The 17,605-nt window shown below is 64.1% G+C and carries 17 protein-coding genes; 10 read left to right on the top strand and 7 right to left on the bottom strand.

From position 1 onward, the window contains the following. The first annotated feature begins 108 nt into the window (after positions 1–108). The 3 genes from BST12_RS11045 (at position 109) to BST12_RS11035 (ending at position 4,288) form a co-directional block, all read left to right on the top strand. On the top strand, positions 109–795 hold the full coding sequence (locus BST12_RS11045) for a TetR/AcrR family transcriptional regulator (protein WP_083113155.1): 687 nt from the start codon (positions 109–111) through the stop codon (positions 793–795). 140 nt (positions 796–935) lie between these two features. Continuing rightward, entirely contained in the window at positions 936–1,346 is a 411-nt protein-coding gene (locus BST12_RS11040; protein WP_245846931.1) for an MmpS family transport accessory protein, read from the top strand. Further along, a complete protein-coding gene (locus BST12_RS11035; RefSeq protein WP_083113153.1) occupies positions 1,343–4,288 on the top strand; it encodes an MMPL/RND family transporter in 2,946 nt (981 codons plus the stop codon). The genes BST12_RS11040 and BST12_RS11035 overlap by 4 nt, the downstream gene beginning before the upstream one ends. Before the next feature lie 5 nt (positions 4,289–4,293). Here BST12_RS11035 and BST12_RS11030 read toward each other — a convergent pair whose 3' ends face one another. After that, the gene (locus BST12_RS11030) at positions 4,294–5,190 is read right to left on the bottom strand and encodes an alpha/beta fold hydrolase (protein WP_245846916.1); all 897 of its coding nucleotides are present in this window, start codon (positions 5,188–5,190) and stop codon (positions 4,294–4,296) included. Positions 5,191–5,411: 221 nt separating this feature from the next. On the opposite strand from BST12_RS11030, the gene BST12_RS11025 reads away from it, so the two are divergent. Genes BST12_RS11025 through BST12_RS11015 form a run of 3 tightly spaced genes read left to right on the top strand, consistent with a single transcriptional unit; the run spans position 5,412 to position 7,939 of the window. Continuing rightward, positions 5,412–6,536: an acyl-CoA dehydrogenase family protein gene (locus tag BST12_RS11025; RefSeq protein WP_083113152.1), complete on the top strand. Its 1,125-nt coding sequence runs from the start codon at positions 5,412–5,414 to the stop codon at positions 6,534–6,536. A 12-nt stretch (positions 6,537–6,548) separates the two neighbouring features. Then, entirely contained in the window at positions 6,549–6,992 is a 444-nt protein-coding gene (locus BST12_RS11020; RefSeq protein ID WP_083113151.1) for a thioesterase family protein, read from the top strand. Then, entirely contained in the window at positions 6,989–7,939 is a 951-nt protein-coding gene (locus BST12_RS11015; protein WP_083113150.1) for a DMT family transporter, read from the top strand. Before BST12_RS11020 ends, BST12_RS11015 begins: the two co-directional genes overlap by 4 nt. Here BST12_RS11015 and BST12_RS11010 read toward each other — a convergent pair. From BST12_RS11010 to BST12_RS10990, 5 genes are all read right to left on the bottom strand, one after another. Then, the gene (locus tag BST12_RS11010; protein WP_083113149.1) at positions 7,934–8,257 is read right to left on the bottom strand and encodes a hypothetical protein; all 324 of its coding nucleotides are present in this window, start codon (positions 8,255–8,257) and stop codon (positions 7,934–7,936) included. The genes BST12_RS11015 and BST12_RS11010 overlap by 6 nt on opposite strands. 254 nt (positions 8,258–8,511) lie before the next feature. After that, entirely contained in the window at positions 8,512–8,982 is a 471-nt protein-coding gene (locus tag BST12_RS11005; RefSeq protein ID WP_083113148.1) for a DUF5078 domain-containing protein, read from the bottom strand. 66 nt (positions 8,983–9,048) lie between these two features. Beyond that, a complete protein-coding gene (locus tag BST12_RS11000) occupies positions 9,049–9,987 on the bottom strand; it encodes a crotonase/enoyl-CoA hydratase family protein (protein ID WP_083113147.1) in 939 nt (312 codons plus the stop codon). 32 nt (positions 9,988–10,019) lie between these two features. Beyond that, positions 10,020–10,703, bottom strand: coding sequence for a DedA family protein (locus tag BST12_RS10995; RefSeq protein ID WP_083113146.1), 684 nt, complete (start codon positions 10,701–10,703; stop codon positions 10,020–10,022). 195 nt (positions 10,704–10,898) lie between these two features. Next, positions 10,899–12,935: a prolyl oligopeptidase family serine peptidase gene (locus BST12_RS10990; RefSeq protein WP_211281256.1), complete on the bottom strand. Its 2,037-nt coding sequence runs from the start codon at positions 12,933–12,935 to the stop codon at positions 10,899–10,901. 75 nt (positions 12,936–13,010) lie between these two features. On the opposite strand from BST12_RS10990, the gene exaC reads away from it, so the two are divergent. The 4 genes from exaC to BST12_RS10970 are packed head-to-tail and all read left to right on the top strand — an operon-like array spanning position 13,011 to position 15,886. Next, complete coding sequence (gene exaC / locus BST12_RS10985; protein WP_083113144.1) at positions 13,011–14,534, top strand: acetaldehyde dehydrogenase ExaC; 1,524 nt, start codon at positions 13,011–13,013, stop codon at positions 14,532–14,534. Next, on the top strand, positions 14,534–15,013 hold the full coding sequence (locus BST12_RS10980) for a DUF779 domain-containing protein (RefSeq protein ID WP_083113143.1): 480 nt from the start codon (positions 14,534–14,536) through the stop codon (positions 15,011–15,013). The genes exaC and BST12_RS10980 overlap by 1 nt, the downstream gene beginning before the upstream one ends. A gap of 20 nt (positions 15,014–15,033) precedes the next feature. Beyond that, on the top strand, positions 15,034–15,312 hold the full coding sequence (locus BST12_RS10975) for a putative holin (RefSeq protein WP_211281253.1): 279 nt from the start codon (positions 15,034–15,036) through the stop codon (positions 15,310–15,312). Further along, positions 15,305–15,886, top strand: a complete 582-nt coding sequence (locus tag BST12_RS10970; protein WP_083113142.1) for a hypothetical protein — start codon at positions 15,305–15,307, stop codon at positions 15,884–15,886. The genes BST12_RS10975 and BST12_RS10970 overlap by 8 nt, the downstream gene beginning before the upstream one ends. Before the next feature lie 12 nt (positions 15,887–15,898). On the opposite strand, the gene BST12_RS10965 is transcribed toward BST12_RS10970, so the two are convergent. After that, on the bottom strand, positions 15,899–17,584 hold the full coding sequence (locus BST12_RS10965; RefSeq protein ID WP_083113141.1) for a helix-turn-helix domain-containing protein: 1,686 nt from the start codon (positions 17,582–17,584) through the stop codon (positions 15,899–15,901). Positions 17,585–17,605: the final 21 nt, after the last annotated feature.

The following is a 17,605-nucleotide window of genomic DNA, read 5'->3' as shown; positions in this document are numbered from 1 at the left end:
GACGGGTTGGGGAGGCTGCGCACTCCTTTCCATCGGGTTTCCATCGGGTCAAGATTGTAACGCATATCACGTGCGTAACCTTAAGTAAACTCTTACAAATCACGTGATGTGCGTTATCCTCGGGCAGTGGCGCAACTCACATTCCGGCGCGCCCGCACCGAAGAAAACAAGCGCCAACGTGCGGCGGCGCTCGTGGAGGCCGCCCGCTCGCTGGCACTGGAAACCGGTGTCGCATCGGTGACGTTGACCGCGGTCGCCGGCCGGGCCGGAATTCACTACTCCGCTGTGCGCCGCTACTTCACCTCTCATAAAGAGGTGCTGCTGCATCTTGCCGCCGAAGGTTGGGTGCGCTGGTCGGACACGGTGCGTGCGAGCCTGAGCGAGCCCGGTCCGATGTCGCAATCGCGGGTGGCCGAGGCGCTGGCCAACGGCCTTGCCGCCGACCCTTTGTTCTGCGACCTGCTGGCCAATCTCCATCTGCATCTCGAACACGAGGTGGATGTCGAGCGGGTCGTCGAGGTGAAGCGGACCAGTACCACTGCCGCGCTCGCGCTCGCCGACGCGATCGAGCAGGCGCTTCCCGAGCTCGGGCGCTCGGGAGCCTTCGACATCTTGCTGGCCGCATATTCGTTGGCGGCCACGCTGTGGCAGATCGCCAATCCTCCCGAGAAACTCACCGATGCCTACGCCGAGGAGCCGGAGGTGCTGCCCCCGGAGTGGAACCTGGACTTCGCATCCGCACTCACCCGCCTGCTCACCGCCACCTGCAGTGGCCTGATCTCGCAATCCCCATGAGCCGGAGAGAGGGATCTTGCCGATGGGTCTAAGATACTTAGCGCAACAAAGCATCCAACGGAATGGCTTCGGGGCCCGGCCTTTTCGAAACGGAAGGTGATTGGGTGGCCAAGTTCTCGGTTGCCGGCGTCGTGCGGCGAATGTGGATGGTGCTGGTCATCGCGCTCGTCGTCGTGGTAGCGGCGTTCTGCGTTTCGCGGCTGCGGACTTTCTTCGGCGTGCACGACAGGGGACCCATCACCAGCGGCATGGCCGACGAGATCAAGCCGTTCAACCCCAAGCACGTGGTCTATGAGGTGTGGGGCCCCGCCGGAGCCATTGCCAACATCAACTATCTCGACATCAACGCCCAGCCGCAGCGGGTAAGCAACGCGCCCTTGCCGTGGACGCTCTCGGTCACCACGACGCTGCCCTCGGTGAGCGTCAATGTGGTGGCGCAGGCCGACGCCGACCAGGTCGGCTGCCGAATCATCGTGAACGACGTAGTCAAGGATGAAAGGTCGGCGAGCGGAGTGAAAGCCCAAACCTTCTGCATAGTGAAATCCGCATGACCGCCAACCAGACCGCCCAGCTTCCCACCAGCCCGCGGTTCGCCCGAGCGGTGCACAAGCTCGCGGTCCCGATCGTCCTGGCCTGGGTGGGCCTGGTCGTCGTCCTCACCGTCTTCGTTCCCTCGCTGGACGTCGTGGGAAAAGAACACACCGTGTCGATGAGCCCCAACGACGCGGAGTCGATGCAGGCGATGAAGCGCGTCGGCAAGGTGTTCAACGAGTTCAACACCGACAGCGCGATCATGATCGTGCTGGAAAGCGATAAGCCGCTCGGCGACGACGCGCACCACTTCTACGACCAGCTGATCAAGAAGCTGGAACAAGACACCAAGCACGTACAGCACATTCAGGACTTCTGGGGGGATCCGCTGACGGCGGCCGGTTCGCAGAGTTCTGACGGCAAGGCCGCCTACGTCCAGTTGTATCTGGCCGGCAACCAGGGCGAGAGCCTGGCCAACGATTCGGTCGCGGCGGTACGCAAGATCGTTGACAGCACCCCGGCACCGCCGGGGGTCAAGGCCTATGTAACCGGGGCGGCAGCGCTGACGGCGGATCAGTCGGCCGCCGGTGAGAAGGGTGTCAAAAAGGTCACCGCGATCACTTTTCTGGTGATCATCGTGATGTTGCTATTCGTCTACCGGTCCATTGTCACGGTGATTCTCACCCTGGTAATGGTCATGATCGAGCTGATGGCGGCCCGGGGTGTTGTGGCTTTTCTGGCCTACAACAACATAATTGGTCTCTCGACGTTCGCGGTTAATCTACTGGTGCTGATGGCCATTGCGGCCGGCACGGACTACGCGATTTTCGTCCTCGGGCGATATCAGGAGGCCCGCGGGCTCGGCGAAGACCGGGAACAAGCGTTTTACACCATGTTCCACGGAACCGCGCATGTGGTGATTGGTTCGGGTCTGACCATTGCGGGCGCGATGTATTGCCTCAGCTTTACCCGGCTGCCCTATTTCCAGACGCTGGGGGTGCCGTGCGCAGTGGGAATGCTGGTCGCCGTGCTCGCCGCTATCACGTTGGGCCCGGCCGTTCTCACTATCGGTAGTTTCTTCAAATTGTTCGACCCCAAGCGCAAGATGCGGACCAGGGGCTGGCGCCGGGTGGGCACCGCGATCGTGCGCTGGCCGGGGCCGATTCTGGCGGTGGCGATCGCGATCGCACTCATCGGATTACTCGCGCTGCCGGGGTACAAGACCAATTACGACAGCCGCAAGTATCTGCCGCCGTGGACGCCGGCGAATGTCGGGTATGCGGCCGCCGACCGCCATTTCTCCAATGCGCGGATGAATCCCGAATTGTTGTTGGTCGAGACCGATCATGATCTGCGCAATCCGGCTGGCATGCTCGTTTTGGACCGAATTGCGCGGGGCGTCTTTCATATCCCGGGTGTCGCGCGGGTGCAGGCGATAACGCGGCCGTTGGGCACGCCAATCGAGCACACTTCAATACCGTTCCAGATCAGCATGCAGAACACGACGCAGGTCGAAAATCAGCAATATATGCACCAGCGCATGGACGACATGCTCAAACAGGCCGATGCCATGCAGGAATCAATCGACACGATGCAGCATATGTACGAAATCATGTCGCAAACAGTCGCCGTGACCCACAACATGGACCAGCTGACTCAGGAAATGGTCGGTATTACCAGCACTTTGCGGGACCACATCGCCGATTTCGACGACTTCTGGCGTCCCATCCGCAGTTTCTTCTACTGGGAAAAGCACTGCTACGACATTCCCGTCTGCTGGTCGCTGCGGTCCATTTTCGACGCTCTCGACGGCCTGGACCAGCTGACGGAGAAGCTGACGCAACTCTCCGGTCAATTGGACAAGCTGGATGTCTTGATGCCGCAGATGCTGGCGCAACTGCCGCCGCAGATCGCGACCATGAAGACGATGAAGACCATGATGCTGTCGATGCACAGCTCGATGTCCTCGCTGTACGACCAAATGGACGTGATGAGTCAGAATTCGACGGCGATGGGCCAGGCATTCGATGCCTCCAAGAATGACGACTCGTTCTACATTCCGCCGGAGGTGTTCGACAATCCGGACTTCAAGCGGGGCCTGAAGATGTTCGTGTCGCCGGACGGGCACGCCGCTCGGTTCATCATCTCCCACGAGGGCGATCCGGCTACGCCCGAAGGGATTTCGCACGTCGATCCGATCATGAAGGCCGCCAAGGAAGCCATCAAGGGTACCCCGTTGGAGGGTGCGCACATCTGGCTCGGTGGAACGGCCGCGGTGTACAAGGATATGCGTGACGGGTCCAAATACGACCTGATGATCGCCGGCATTGCCGCGGCCAGCCTCATTTTGATCATCATGCTTATCATCACCCGCAGTCTGGTTGCCGCGGTCACCATTGTGGGCACCGTGCTGTTGTCATTGGGTGCCTCGTTCGGCCTTTCCGTGCTGGTTTGGCAGGACATTCTCGGCTTTGAATTGCACTGGATGGTGCTCGCAATGTCGGTCATTCTGCTTTTGGCGGTGGGATCTGACTACAACCTGCTATTGGTATCTCGATTCAAAGAGGAAATCCATGCCGGCTTGAAGACCGGAATCATCCGGTCGATGGCCGGAACCGGAGCGGTGGTGACCAACGCGGGCCTCGTCTTCGCCGCCACCATGGCGTCGTTCATCTTCAGCGATCTGAAGGTCATAGGACAGGTCGGGACCACCATCGGCCTGGGTCTGTTGTTCGACACCTTGATCGTGCGGTCGTTCATGATGCCGTCCATCGCCGCCCTGATGGGCCGGTGGTTCTGGTGGCCGCAGCAGGTGAAGACCCGGCCGGCCAGCCAGCTACTGCGGCCCTACGGGCCGCGCCCGTTGGTCCGTGCTCTATTGCTGCCACGGGACGGCAAGTCCGGCGACTCGGTGGACGCGGCGAACACCGACCGGTTCCCGGTGAGCACGCCGCATTACTAGCGGAGTCAACTGCGCCGGTGCGCGTGCAGAATGGCGGCGGCGAAGGCTTCGGGGTTTTCCTGGGGGACGTTGTGCCCGGATGCCACGGAGACGACGTCGAGCAGTGCCGGAAACCGCCGTTCGCGCTCGCTTCGAGGCGGTGCGGAGCCGACGAGCGGATCATCCTGCGGGTCGATCACCACGGTCGGTACTGCGATGGGCGGTTGCGTGCTGATCGTGTCTTCTAAGTGCTGGTAGGCCGGATCCCCGGCGGCAAGCCCGTAGCGGTGCCGGTAGGAGTGCACCACTACGTCGACGAAGTCGGGGTTGTCGAAAGACGTGGCGGTGGTGGCGAATTCGTCGTCGGTGAATGACCAGCGCGGCGACCATTCCTGCCACAACAGCCGGGCGAACTCACGGCGGCGGACTTGCAGCCCGGCTCGGCCGCGCTCACCGTGCAGGTAGTACTGGTACCACAGCCGCCGTTCGGACTCCGGTGCCGCCGGACTGGCCATGGCCGAAATGTCTTGCAGGTTATAGCCCGACACGCTCACCAGGGCACGCACCAGCTGCGGCCACAGCGCCGCAGTAACGCAGGCCGCCCGCCCGCCCCAGTCGAATCCCGCCACCACCGGTGCCCTCAGGCCCAAAGCGCCGATCAGTTCGTAAAGGTCGGCGGCGAGTGCGGCTTGCTGTCCGGAGCGCATTACCGCCGGATCGATGAAACGCGTCGCCCCGTAGCCGCGCAAATAGGGCACCACCACGTACGCGCCGACCGCAACCAACCGGGGTGCAACCTGGTCGTAGCAGCGCACGTCGTAAGGAAATCCGTGTAGCAGGACTGCCGGCCAGCCGCCCGGGTCGCCGTACTGCTCCAGCGCCACCTTCAAGACCCCGGCCCGCACCATCGTCACGGCAGTCACCGCACCACCCTGCCCGTCGAGAATCGCCGCGGCAACAGCGGCAGCTGTCGGGGCAGGGCACTTTGCACAGGAAAGCGCCCTGGGAAATATGTCAACCATAGTTGCGCAATTTCTCGGATCCTGCCATCATTCACGGGTCATCAAGCCATGAACACACCGATGGGCGGTAGGGATTGACACCCAAGTCGTTAACTCACCACGCGGAACGGATCCGCCGGGAGATGCAAGCGCTGCTTGACGGTGTCCCCGTCGGATCCGTCCGTGATTGGCCGGAGTTCCTGCGCGAGTTAGGGATATCCGGACTGCACATGCCCGCCAGGTGGGGCGGGGTTCCCGACGGGACCCTGCGCCGTGCGATCGCCATCGAAGAGCTGTCGCGGCGCAGCCCCGCCGCGGGCGCCACCTTGTCCGCGGCGACGCTGGGCACTGGGCTGATTCTGCTCGGCGGGAATCGGGCACAGCAGGACCGCTGGCTTCCCGAGTTGGCGGCCAGCCGCGAGATAATGACGATCTGCATGACCGAGCCGGACTCCGGCTCGCACCTGTTGGGCATGCAGACAACCGCCGAGCGTGACGGCGACGGATGGATCCTCAACGGCCGCAAGTGTTTCATCGGCAACTCGCACATCGCCACGGCGCACGGGGTGATCGCCCGCACCAGTCGGGGGCAGCATCACGGGGCGCTATCGGCCTTCGTCGTACCTACCGACAGCGCGGGCTGCCGCGTCGGAGACCGGCACAGCTTCGGCGGGCTCGGCGAATTCTCCATCGGCGAGCTGGTCTTCGAGAACTGTCGAGTCGACGGGGCAAACCTCGTCGGTTCGGTGGGCATGGGGGTTGCCCTGGCTCATGCGGTGATCGCTCGGCATGGCAAACCCAACATCGGATCACTGGCACTGGGCTTGCAGGCGGCCGCGATCGATCGGCTGTTGACCTATACCGAACAGCGTCAGTTGTACAACGCCCCGCTCGCCGATCTGGGCAGTATCGAGTCGCGGGTGGCCGAGGCGTATCGACAGCTCTACTTGAGCAGGATCGCGATGTACGAAGCCGCCGCTGCCGCTGATCTGGGGCACACCAACGAGATTGGGTTCACTGTGGCGAAGCTGTCGGCCAGTCAATCGGCATCGGCCACGGCCCTGTCGGTTGCCGAGGCGATGGGCGCGCGGGGTTGCGACTCGACGATAGGAGTGCTCGACCTGCTGGCCGATGCCTTGATGACCTCGGCGCCCTCGGGCACTCACGACGTCAATCGCAAGCGAATCGCCGAATATGCCCGGCGCATGCATTCCGAGTCCGCGGACCAGCAACGCTGCCGGGTCCCGCAGCTGAATCTGGTTAATTGAGAGGCGTTCTGGATGAAAGACACGATCAAGGTCGGCGATGCTGCCACCTTCCGCTACGTCGTGGCGGTCAACAAGACGGTGCCGGATCTGTATCCGGAGTCCGACGATTACCAAATCATGCCCCGGGTATTCGCGACGGGCTTCATGGTGGGTCTGCTGGAGTGGACGGCGATCATCGCGCTGCGCCGGGTCCTCGACGAAGGCGAAGGCAGTCTGGGGACGCTGGTGGACATCAAACACAGTGCACCCACCCCGCCCGGAGCGGAACTGACCGTGACGGCGGTGTGCACCAAGGTCGAACCGCCGTATTACGAATGGGATGTCACGGCGATCGACGGCGACGGCGACGTCGCGGCCTCGGGTCGGCACGGGCGCAACATCATTCAAACTGAGCGGTTCTTGCGACGCGTCGCAGCGAAAGCCGAACGGCTCACCCAAACACCCGCCAGCGCGTGAGCACGGTGACGCTGTCCGCGCGAGGACTTCGGGCGATCGCATTGGCGGTGCTGTGGGCTGCGCTGTGGGCCGGCGCCTTCGTCGCGAACAAGATCGCGCTGGATTACGCCAACGCCGCCGTGGTCGTCGCCCTGCGCTGTGAGCTCGCCGGCGTGGTGATGCTGGCCTTCACCTGGCGACAGGTCCGCCGGCACACAGCCGGCGAACTGTGTCGCACGACGGTCATCGGATTACTCAACAACGCCGGCTATCTAGGCGTCATCGCCGTTGCCCTGCCACACATCTCGGCCGGTATGGCGGCCATCTTGTCGTCGTTGACGCCGTTGGCAGTGCTGAGCCTGAGCGCGCTGGCCGATCGGCGGATAGGGCTGGTGCAAGCGACCGGCGTTCTGATCGGACTGGCCGGCATTGTTCTTTCCGCGCTGGACCGCCTGCATTCCGGGCAGTTGAGTGGGTTTGCGATCAGCCTGGCGCTGTGCGCGGTCGCCTTCCTCACCGCGGCGACCTACCTCACCCCGCGCCTATTGCCGGCCGGCAATCCCTATTTCCTGACCGGCTGGCAAGCCGCCGTCGGCGGCCTGCCGGTCACCCTCATCGCGCTGGTGCGGCCGTCACATCCGGCCATCACCGGGACTTTCATCGCCGGCCTGGCCTACCTGGTGGTGGGTGCCGCCATCGTCGGGATGACGCTGTGGCTGACCCTGATCAAAGAAGTCGGACCGCAACGGGCCTCGGTAGCCCACTTCTTGCCGCCGGTGTTCGGCCTTGCCCTCGGGGCGATCGTGCTGCACGAGACGGTGACGGCGCTGGAGGTGTTGGCGGCCATTCCGGTTGCGCTGGGGGTGTTCCTGGCGACGCGGCCGGCGCGCGACAGGCCGGTCGCGATGGTCGATCCGGAACGGGTCGATGACCGTCCGGCGCGGGTACTGGTCGATGCGAGGCTATAGAGCGACGACGTCGCGCATGATGTCGCTGAGCTCGGAGACCGGTGCACCGCACGTCAAACAGGACGCACCGGAATGGCGACGTAGCCGGCCCACTTGCAGCAGGACTTCAGCCTCGGCGCGCCACAGGCAGGCGATGCAGAGAATCTCGACGGTATTCCCGAACGGATCCAGTTGCGGATGGTTGCATTCGTCAACCGCGTGCAGATGAACGATGAAATCCGCCCGATTGGTGCAACCGGCTCCGGATTGACAGGTGATATCACGCCAGTCGAGGGCCGCGAGCGTGTCAGGGATCTCGTTGCCAGTTGTTTGGCTCATGCCAGGACCTCCGACTTCCGGACCGCAGCCGCACCCGACACACGCATGCCCACTGCAAGATGATCAGCTGGCCGGGGCTTCATTATGGTTACCTTTGGCCTGCCGTGGCAAGAGTCGCGTTGGTATCGATAACGCTCACTATTCCGCGCGCGGGTGCGGGAATCAATCCTCCAAGCAGCCCAAAAGTAGGGGAACCGCCTTGTCCGCCGATCGGTGGACAAGTAGCGGGCGGTCATCGGAGGTGGTGAAGAAGGTTAGCCCCAGTTCCACACCGACATGTCGCCGGGCGGATAGTTGTTGCACACGTCGGTGGCCTTCGCGACGACGCCCTTGTTGTTGAAGAAGATCTTCATGTGATTGACCCAGGCGAAGGTCAGCGGATCGCCGTTGTAGAAGTGTTCGGAGTAATCCCGGCGCTGAGCTGGCGACAGCGAGTAGAACCAGTGCGCCTTGTCGATCGTCGCCTGCTGCAGGTTGGCGTGGTTGTTGAAGTCGATCATGTACCGCTCGTAATACACCGGGCTGGTGTCCCGGACGGCCGCCAAGTACTGCTCAGCGTCGCAGGTGGTCGCGATCTGCCGCCGGGGGACCGGGAAGTCTTCCGTGGAATCGGCCGCGGCGGTCGTCGGCAGCTGGATGACGGCGACGTCAAACAGGACGACGAAAGCGATCAGGAAAGCGAAAAAGGCGGCGACTGAGCGCAGGCTGAGATTCGGCCGAGACATATTGATTACCGTAGCACTTTCAACGATGTGGCGAACTGTCGGGAATGAAATCCCTAGCACACCTTACTAGCCGTCGTCACCAGGCACAATCACATGATTGGGGTCCGGCCGTAGCTCCGCGGGGGCCTGGCTGTAATCACCGAACGGACCGTCGCGGCGCTCGACGGCCGCTCGCACCCCCTGCGCTTCGGCGGTGCGGATGAATTCCAGCGCATCGGGGGTGTTGCGCATCAGGCCGTCCAGAATGCCGCCCAGCATCTGAGTGGACGCCAGGCCCATGTTCTCGTAGGCCTGATTCACGATCAGCTTCTGCGCCCGCAACTGCGACAGCGGGATCTGGCAGAGTTCGGCGGCGATCTCGGCGACGCGTGCTTCGAGCCGTTCGAAGGGCACTGCCTCGTTGATCAGCTCGACCTCGGCGGCCTGCACGCCGGTTAGCGGCCGGCCGGTCAGCGAGTGCCATTTCACCTTGGACAGGCTCAGCCGGTAGAGCCACATTCCGGTCAGATACGCCCCCCACATGCGGCTGTACGGTGTGCCGATTACGGCATCGTTGCTGGCGATGACGATGTCGGCGCACAGTGCGTAGTCGCTGGCCCCGCCGACGCACCAGCCGTGCACCTGCGCGATCACCGGCTTGGAGGCTCGCCAGATGGCCATGAATTTCTGGGTGGGGCCGGTCTCGTGCGCGGTAACCATGGCGAAGTCTTTACCGGGGTCCCACTTTCCGTCGGTCATCATGGCTTCACCCCACTGTTGGAAGCCGCCGCCGAAGTTGTAGCCGCCGGAAAATGCGCGGCCGGCCCCCCGCAACACGATCACCTTGATTTCGGAATCCCGTTCGGCCAGTCCGACGGCGGCCTCGATCTCGTCGGGCATGGGCGGCACGATCGTGTTGAGCTCTTCCGGGCGGTTCAGCGTGATGGTGGCCACCGGTCCGGCGGTGCGGTACAGCAGCGTCTCGAATTCGGGAACCGACTTGGAAAACGACTTGGAAAACGGCATAGCCGCAGCGAAGTCGCCGGCGCACTCAGGTGTCAAGCACCGGTGTTTTCCGGCGTGCCGCACGCCAGCTCCTCGTCGTCCTGGTCGTCCTGGTCGTCCTGGTTGGAGCCTCGTTTGAGTGCCCCGCCAACGATCACCGCGAGCAGTGCCGCGCCCAACGCCATCAGCACGTACTTCTGGTAGTCGCGAAGTTTGTCGTAGATCGCACCGATGTGATCACCGGCCAGGTATCCCAGCAATACCCACAGGCCCACCCATACCGCGGCTCCCAGTGCGTTGTAGGTCAGAAAACGCCACCAGCCCAGCTGGGCCATCCCGGCGACGATCCCGTTGGCCTGGCGTAACCCGTCGATGAAACGCGCGACCGGCACGACGATGCTGCCGTGTCTGGCGAAGAAGCGCTCGGTCGAGGCGACCCGCTGCTCGGTGAGCAATACATAGCGGCCGAAGCGCCGAAGCAGTGGCCGGCCGCCGCGCCGGCCGATGGCATAGCCGATATTGTCGCCCCCGACCGCCGCTACAAAGCCCAGCACCAGCAGCGCCGCGAGATTGAGCTGGCCGGTTCCTGCGTAGACCCCGGCCGCGATCAGGATGATTTGGCCGGGAGCGGGAATTCCGAAGCCCTCGACCGCGATGATGCCCATCACCGCCGCGTAGCCGTAGTGGTCCAGCACGGGCGCAAGCGATTGCAGGACCCCCGGCAGCTGCGAGGACACATAGAACCTTGTAGCCAAGAGCCTTTTCATAAACATGCATGCCTTCGTGGCGGCCGAAGGAGAGTGCGCGTCCGGTTACATCCAGCGTGCCTTCAGGGTCGTGGAATCGCGATTTTCCCACCCCGGCTACACAATCAAAGCTCTAGCCGCACAGTCGATTCGCGACTGCGCCCAGCGACCGCCGCAGAACAACGGCTACCGTCGGCCGCCCAGGATCTGCCACAAGAAGCTGAAGCTCAATGCTGACTTGAACGCGAGCTGCTCGTTGTCGGCCGCACCGCCGTGTCCGCCTTCGATGTTTTCGTAGTACCACACCGGGTGGCCCGCAGCCGCTAAGGCGGCCGTCATCTTGCGGGCGTGGCCGGGATGTACCCGGTCGTCGCGGGTAGATGTAGTCATCAGGATCGGCGGGTATTGCGCGTCCACCGAAATGTTCTGGTACGGCGAGTATTCGGAGATGAACGCCCAGTCGTCCGGATTATCGGGATCGCCGTATTCGGCGACCCATGAGGCACCGGCCAGCAGCAGGTGGTATCGCTTCATGTCCAGCAGCGGCACGCTGCAGACCAGCGCGCCGAATTTCTGCGGGTACTTGGTCAGCATGATGCCCATCAGCAGCCCGCCGTTGCTGCCGCCCTGCGCGCCGAGCTGGGCGACCGTGGTGATGCCGCGGTTCACCAAATCGTCTGCTACGGCGACGAAGTCTTCAGCCACTTTGTGCCGGCCTTCGCGCATCGCCTGGGTATGCCAGCGGGGTCCGTACTCGCCGCCACCGCGGATGTTGGCCAGCACATAGGTACCGCCGCGGGCCAGCCAGAGCCTGCCCAATACGCCGCTGTAACTGGGCGTGTTCGACGTTTCGAATCCGCCATAGCCGTAGAGCAAGGTGGGTCCCGGACCGCCGGGGGCATCGGCGCCGATTGGCCGTACCACGAAGTACGGGATCGACGTGCCGTCGGCTGACGTAGCGAAATGCTGTGCCACGCTGATGTTTTCGGCGTCAAAGAAGGCGGGGGCGGACTTGATGGGGGCTAGTTCTCCGGTAGTGGTCCCGCGCATCAGGCGCGACGGTGCGGTGAATCCACTGGAATCCAGGAAGTACTCGTCGCCCTTGTCGTCGGCGGCCACCACCACGGTGCTGGTTGCGGGGGCGATGCCGGACAATGGGTCGCGCCGCCAGGAGCCCGGTGTGACGGTTTCCACCCGGCTGGCCACATCGGCCAGCGTGACGAGCAGTAAGCGATCGTAAGTCCACGAGTATTGGTGCAGGGCGGTGTGCGCATCGGGCTCGAATATCACCCTCAGTTCTGCTGTGCCGGAGAGGAATTCGTTGTAGTCGGAGGCCAGTAGCGAGCCCGCGCAGTAGGTGGTGGCGGCGCGGGTCCAATCGGTGCGTAGTTCGATCAGCAGCCAGTCGCGGTGAATCGACACGGTCGCGTCGGTTGGCACATCGATCCGGATTAGTTCCGAGCCGCGCAGCTCGTACACCTCGTCGTTCCAGAAGTCCAGGGCACGCAGCAGCAGGGTGCGCTCGTAGCCGGGCGTGCGGTCCACCGAAGCCGCGACGCGCACATCGGCGCGGGTGCCCTCGAACACCGTCTCCGCTTCCGACAGCGCTGTGCCCCGCCGCCAACGCTTGATGATGCGCGGGTAACCGGATTCGGTCAGTGAATCGGTGCCGAAGTCGGTGCCCACCAGCACGGTGTCGAGGTCTTCCCAGGCCATCTGCGATTTCGCTTCCGGCAGCTGAAACCCGTCGGCTACGAATTCGCGCGTCAGCATGTCGAATTCGCGGATGACGGAGGCATCCGAGCCGCCCGGGGACAGGGCGACCAGCGCGCGGGTGTAGCCGGGTTCGATGACGCCGGCGCCGGCCCACACCCACTTCTCGTCGTCGATCCGCCCCAGCTCGTCGATGTCGAGCAGCACATCCCAGGCGGGGGAGTCGGTGCGATAGCTGTCCAGCGTGGTGCGCCGCCACAGGCCGCGCGGGTTGGCCGCGTCGCGCCAGAAGTTGTAGAGGTACTCGCCGCGCCGGACCACGTAGGGGATTCGGGTGTCGGTGTCGAGCACTTCGAGCGCCTCGGTGCGCAGCTGCTCGAAATCGCCCGCGCAGAACTGCGCCTTGGTCGGTTCGTTGCGCGCGCGGACCCAGTCGAGAGCCTCCTCGCCGGTCACGTCTTCGAGCCATAAGTACGGGTCTTCGGAAGCCTCGGCCGCCTCGGGAGTCATGGAAGCCATGGAATCCCATTGTGGTCCCAGCGGTAGTGTGAGCTGTATTACATGACCTAACGAGGAGCCGAGCAAATGCCTGTCTTTGCACGTCCGGGTGCTACCGGGGCGCTGATGTCGTATGAAAGCCGATACGACAACTTCATCGGGGGTGAGTGGGTCGCGCCGGCGGCGGGCCGTTACTTCGAGAACCCGACCCCGGTTACCGGGCAGCCGTTCTGTGAGGTGGCGCGCTCTGAGGCGGCCGATGTCGAGAAGGCGCTCGACGCCGCACACGCGGCGGCACCGGCGTGGGGCAAGACTCCCCCGGCCGAACGGGCGGCGATTCTGAACAAGATCGCCGACCGGATCGATGCGAACACCGCCGCGCTGGCGGTGGCCGAGGTGTGGGACAACGGCAAACCGATCCGGGAGGCGATTTCGGCCGATATCCCGCTGGCGGCCGACCATTTCCGGTACTTCGCCGCCGCGATTCGCGCCCAGGAGGGTTCGCTGTCGCAGATCGACGAGCACACTGTCGCCTATCACTTCCACGAGCCACTCGGAGTGGTGGGGCAGATCATCCCGTGGAATTTCCCGATTTTGATGGGGGCCTGGAAACTGGCGCCTGCCCTGGCGGCCGGGAACACCGTCGTGCTCAAGCCCGCCGAGCAGACGCCCGCGTCTGTGCTCTATCTCATGTCGCTGATCGGTGACCTGTTGCCGCCCGGGGTGGTCAACATCGTCAGCGGGTTCGGTGTCGAGGCCGGCAAGCCGCTGGCATCCAGCGACCGGATCGCCAAAGTCGCATTCACCGGGGAGACCACCACCGGGCGGCTGATCATGCAGTACGCGTCGCAGAACCTGATTCCGGTCACCCTGGAACTCGGCGGCAAGAGCCCCAACATCTTCTTCTCAGACGTAATGGCGGCGAACGACGACTTCCAGGACAAGGCGCTGGAGGGCTTCACCATGTTCGCCCTCAACCAGGGCGAGGTGTGCACCTGCCCGTCGCGCAGCCTTATCCAGTCGGGCATCCATGACGAGTTCCTGGAACTGGCCGCGATCCGCACCAAGGCGGTCCGGCAGGGCGACCCCCTGGACACCGAGACGATGCTGGGATCTCAAGCCTCCAACGACCAACTGGAAAAGGTGTTGTCCTACATCGAAATCGGGAAGGAAGAGGGGGCCAAGATCATCACCGGCGGCGAACGCGCCGAGCTCGGCGGCGACCTGTCCGGCGGCTACTACGTCCAGCCGACGATCTTCGCCGGCAACAACAAGATGCGGATCTTCCAGGAGGAAATCTTCGGGCCCGTGGTGGCCGTCACGCCCTTCACCGACTACGACGACGCGATGGGCATCGCCAACGACACCCTCTACGGGTTGGGCGCCGGGGTGTGGAGCCGCGACGGCAACACCGCCTACCGCGCTGGACGTGACATCAAGGCCGGACGCGTGTGGGTCAACTGCTACCACGTGTACCCGCCGCATGCGGCCTTCGGTGGCTACAAGCAGTCCGGGTTCGGCAGGGAAGGCCACAAGATGGCCCTCGACCACTACCAGCAGACCAAGAACCTGATGGTGTCTTACTCCGACAAGGCGCTGGGATTCTTCTGATGAACTCGCCGCCCGGGGCGCTCATCACCGCCTCGGCCGCCGAGCTGCTGGGCCGGCTGCAGGAGCGCCACGGTCCGGTCATGTTCCATCAGTCCGGCGGCTGCTGTGATGGCTCCTCGCCGATGTGCTACCCGCGGGCGGATTTTCTCGTCGGCGATCGCGACGTCCTGCTGGGTGTGCTGGACGTGGGGCGCGAGGGCGTGCCGGTGTGGATCTCGGGTCCGCAGTACCAGACCTGGCGACATACCCAGCTGGTCATCGACGTGGTGCCGGGGAGGGGTGGCGGCTTCAGTCTGGAAGCCCCGGAAGGCGTGCGATTTCTCAGCCGCGGGCGGGTATTCACCGACGCCGAGAAGGCGCTGTTGCAACAGGTTCCGGTGATTACCGGCGCTGCGTATGAGCGCGGCGAGCGGCCGTCGGTGCGCGGTGAAGTGGTGGCCGACAACGCGCCGGGAGCATGCCAGCCAACCCGGCCGTAACCGAAGTAAGGTCGTACACCGTGATTCCCCTTCCACGTGCGTGGCTGCTGACCGGCGCCATGCTCGTTGGTAGCGCAGTCGGACAACTCGTCGGGGTCGCGTCCAACGTGCTGGTGCACGAACGCATTCGCCCGGACGTCGTCATCGCGCTGGTCGTCGGGATTCCGAGCGTTATCGGGCTGCTGGTGATCCTGTTCTCCGGTCGCCGGTGGGTGACCATGCTTGGGGCGTTCATTCTGGCGTTGGCGCCGGGCTGGCTGTTCGTACTCGTCGCGCAGCAGGTGATGTCCGGTGGCTGACGCGGATGCGGACAAAGATCGAGAGTCCAACCCAGGGACCGAGCCGTTCGTGCCCGACTTTGCGGATATTGAAGACACGGGCGAGCAGTCGGTGCCGTTCGTGCCGAATTGGGACGACACGGGTTCACAGCCCATAGAGTCGGCGGCGCTCCAGGGGCTCCCGGGGCTCGCGGGGCCAGCGCAAAAGCCGGACGACGAACCTGCTTCCGAGACCGAGACAGCTGCGGCGCCGGTACAGGTACCCGGCCGGTACCAATACCTCAAGTGGTGGAAGTTCGTTCTGGTGCTGCTCGGCGTGTGGTTCTTTGCGGGGCAGATCGGGCTCAGCTTGTACTACTGGTGGTACCACACGATCGACAAGACAGCGCCGGTGTTCGTGGTGCTGGTCTACGTCGTCGCATGCACCGTGGGCGGCTTACTGATTTCGATGGTGCAGGGCAGGCCGACCATTACGGCAATGTCGATTGCCGTAATGACCGGACCGTTCGCCTCCGTCGCGGCTGCGGCTCCGCTCTACGGTTACTTCTATTGCGAGCGGGCGACCCGCTGCCTCATCGGCGTACTTCCCTACTAGTCGGCTAGCGGTTCAGGCCGGGCACCCGACCCGTTGCCGGTTTCCCGTCGCCAGCGTGTCGAGCCTGATCGCCAGGCAAGCCGTAAACTGGTTCTCCGGTTCCCGGATGTCCAGACCGATCGCGCGCGAGATCCGGTCGAGTTTGGTCAACAGCGTGTTGCGGTGGACGTTGAGGGCGCGCGCGGCCTCGGTGACATTGCCGCCCTGAGCCAGGTAACTGGTCAGTGTCCCAAGGAGATTGGGGCCGGACCGCAACGGCTCGACGAACTGCTCAATCAGCTGGCGGCTGCTCTCGGTGTCGGAGATTCCGGCGAGCATCGTGAAGCTGCGCATCTCCTGATAAGAGGTGGCGCAGGTACGGCCGAGCTGATTGGCGACGTCCAAAGCGATTTTGGCTTCGTGGTACCGGTCGGAGACTTCCGTAGCGTCCTGCGCCGGGTGTCCGTAGGCAACGGCCACCGCCGTACCGCAGCGCAGCTCGAGCGCATTGGACATCGTTTGGGCAAACACCGCCATTTCCCGGCTCAGCGTCGGCTCGTCGGCAGCAGGCAGCGGGCGTATCACCACCAGGAGATCGCCGATGACGGTCGCATCGGCCGGTACCGCCTGGTCGGTGGCGACGCCGGCGGCGTAGCGGGCCAAGCGGAGCATTCTGGTCGCCCGATTTCCTCCTGCCTGCCCTGATAGGCCGCGGGCAACGAACACGCCGAAGGGCGAATCCGGGTCGATTTCGTGGTGCTCGGCGCGGGCCCGCAGTTCGTGGTCACTGAAGAAGGCGCCATGGAGCAGCGCCTGGATGAAGTCATCGCGGGCCCGCTCTTCGGCCTCCTCGACACTGCGCTGGCGCAGCAGCTCCAACCCGACAACGGCAGCCGCCTGCTCGGTGAGGACGCGGTGCCGGTCGAGGTCCTGGACGTTCAAGATGGCGAATGGGGCAAGGACTATCACCCAGCCCCCAGAGGCCTTGCCGAGTTTGATCTCGTGGGCAATCGACGTCCAGGCTCCACCATTGGCGCCAGCGACCCGGTCTACCCGGCTGCTCTGTGTCGTCGAACGTCGTGCAGTCCTGCCACCGGTTGCCAGCACGCGGCGAACCGAGTCGGTGATCGCGTCGAGTTCGTTGGCGTTCAGTCCGACATGGGCAAGGACCCGACCACGGTCGTCGAGGACCATCGCCGGGTTGCGGCCCAGATTGCACACCTCACGAATGAGGATCTCCAGGCCGGCCCCGCGGTGGAACAGCTTGGCCAGCATGGCCTGCACGTGCATCGAGTACCGCATCTGCTGCAGTTCCTCGTCGAGGGTCAGCTTCGCGAAAAGGCGGCTCAGCGCGGCAAACCCGACACGCGAGGGCAACTCGACGACGACTAACCCGGCGGGTAGCCCCGAGTGCAGAAGTTCTGCCGGTATCGGTCCGTCCACCAGCACCACGCCCAATCCTCGGGACACCAGCGCGGCAAGCAGGATGCCGCTGTCGGCCAACGCCTCGACGCGGGCATACACAGCCACGGCGTCCAGTCGATTCGGCAACGACGGCGCTTCGGTCAGCGGCAGGATCGAGGTCACCTCGCGGTCGAGCTGGTCAGCACCGCTCACGACACGGGCACCGGCCATCAGCACTTCGTCGAGCAGCCTTCGGATCGTCACCTCGCTGGCATTGATCGACGGCTCGGGAAAGGGGGTGATTGGGGCGGCCATGAGTACCCTCCTGATGCTGGT

It is taken from the genome of Mycobacterium angelicum, assembly GCF_002086155.1.
Taxonomy (GTDB): Bacteria; Actinomycetota; Actinomycetes; order Mycobacteriales; family Mycobacteriaceae; genus Mycobacterium; species Mycobacterium angelicum.
Note: the sequence above shows the minus strand (reverse complement) of the source record. Positions and strands in the feature narration are given on the sequence as shown.

Bases quoted from the DNA above. Each gene is read 5' to 3' on its own strand.
- BST12_RS10980 (WP_083113143.1), top strand. From the start codon at position 14,534: ATGAACTCGCCGCCCGGGGCGCTCATCACCGCCTCGGCCGCCGAGCTG.
- BST12_RS11000 (WP_083113147.1), bottom strand. From the start codon at position 9,987: ATGCCGTTTTCCAAGTCGTTTTCCAAGTCGGTTCCCGAATTCGAGACG.
- BST12_RS11010 (WP_083113149.1), bottom strand. From the start codon at position 8,257: ATGAGCCAAACAACTGGCAACGAGATCCCTGACACGCTCGCGGCCCTC.
- BST12_RS10990 (WP_211281256.1), bottom strand. From the start codon at position 12,935: ATGACTCCCGAGGCGGCCGAGGCTTCCGAAGACCCGTACTTATGGCTC.
- BST12_RS11035 (WP_083113153.1), top strand. From the start codon at position 1,343: ATGACCGCCAACCAGACCGCCCAGCTTCCCACCAGCCCGCGGTTCGCC.
- BST12_RS11005 (WP_083113148.1), bottom strand. From the start codon at position 8,982: ATGTCTCGGCCGAATCTCAGCCTGCGCTCAGTCGCCGCCTTTTTCGCT.
- exaC (WP_083113144.1), top strand. From the start codon at position 13,011: ATGCCTGTCTTTGCACGTCCGGGTGCTACCGGGGCGCTGATGTCGTAT.
- BST12_RS10965 (WP_083113141.1), bottom strand. From the start codon at position 17,584: ATGGCCGCCCCAATCACCCCCTTTCCCGAGCCGTCGATCAATGCCAGC.
- BST12_RS11040 (WP_245846931.1), top strand. From the start codon at position 936: ATGTGGATGGTGCTGGTCATCGCGCTCGTCGTCGTGGTAGCGGCGTTC.
- BST12_RS11020 (WP_083113151.1), top strand. From the start codon at position 6,549: ATGAAAGACACGATCAAGGTCGGCGATGCTGCCACCTTCCGCTACGTC.
- BST12_RS11025 (WP_083113152.1), top strand. From the start codon at position 5,412: ATGCAAGCGCTGCTTGACGGTGTCCCCGTCGGATCCGTCCGTGATTGG.